This window comes from Roseicyclus sp. (assembly GCF_052168335.1).
Classification (GTDB): Bacteria; Pseudomonadota; Alphaproteobacteria; order Rhodobacterales; family Rhodobacteraceae; genus Roseibacterium.
The window spans coordinates 1-1045 of the sequence record NZ_JBQLZP010000592.1 but is presented as its reverse complement, the minus strand read 5'-3'; the positions used below and the strand labels follow the sequence as shown (position 1 = coordinate 1045).

The 1045-nt window shown below is 72.4% G+C and carries 1 protein-coding gene; it reads right to left on the bottom strand.

The features are described from left to right. The coding region (locus ACTS11_RS18195) for a PAS domain-containing protein (protein WP_442641705.1) at window positions 1-1045 on the bottom strand (1045 nt) is incomplete at both ends.

The following is a 1045-nucleotide window of genomic DNA, read 5'->3' as shown; positions in this document are numbered from 1 at the left end:
AAGCGTTGCTGACGTTCGAGCTGCTGGCGCCCCTCCATCTCCTCGGTGACGTCCTGTGCGACACCGACAACCGCCATCGGCGTGCCGTCGGGGCGCCGCTCCAGCCCGGCGAGGACGCGGCGCCAGCGCAGCTGCCCGTCGGCGCGGATCAGGCGGTAGGTATGGCCGCGGCTTTCGCTGCCCTCGCCCACCCGGCCCATCCACGCCCGCAGCTCGTCCCGGTCCTCGGGATGCACCATCGCCATCACCGCGTCCCGCGTCGGCGTGAAGGTCGCGGGATCGACGCCGAAGTCGCGGTAGATCTCCTCGGTCCAGGTCGATGGACTGCCGTCGAGCGGACGGCGGTAGAAGCCGATCCTGCCGATCCGGCGCGCCGCATCCAGGAAGTGCTGCTGGCGCTCGAGCTGCTCGCGCCGCTCGACCTCCTCGGTCACATCCTGGCTGACGCCGACCAGCCCGATCGGCGCGCCATCGGGACCACGCTCGATGCCGGCGGTGGCACGGCGCCAGCGCACCGCGCCGTCGGGCCGGATGATGCGGTAGGTCACCGTGCCGCTCTCGCCGACGTCGAGCAGCCGCGCCGAGGCGGCGTCGATCACGGCGAGGTCTTCGGGATGCGTCATCGCCCGCACGGCGGCGCGCGTCGGCGTGAAGTGCTGCGGATCGACGCCGTAGCCGGCGTAGATCTCCTCGGTCCAGGTATAGGTGTCGCTGTCGATCGCGCGCCAGTAGAAGCCGACATGGCCGACCCGCCGCGCCGCCTCGAGGTAGCGCTGCTGGCGTTCCAGCTGTTCGCGGCCGGCGCGTTCGTCGGTGACGTCCTGGGTGACGCCGATCAGCGCGGCCGGCACGCCTTCGGCATTCCGCTCCAGCCCCGACACGGCGCGCCGCCAGCGGATGCTGCCATCGGGGCGGATGATCCGGAAGGTCGTGGTCGCCCCTTCGCCGGTGCGGCGCAGGTGCTGGCCCGCCTCGAGCACCGCCTGGCGGTCGTCGGGGTGGATCATCGCGAACACCGTCGCCCGGGTCGGCACGAAGGTGGCAC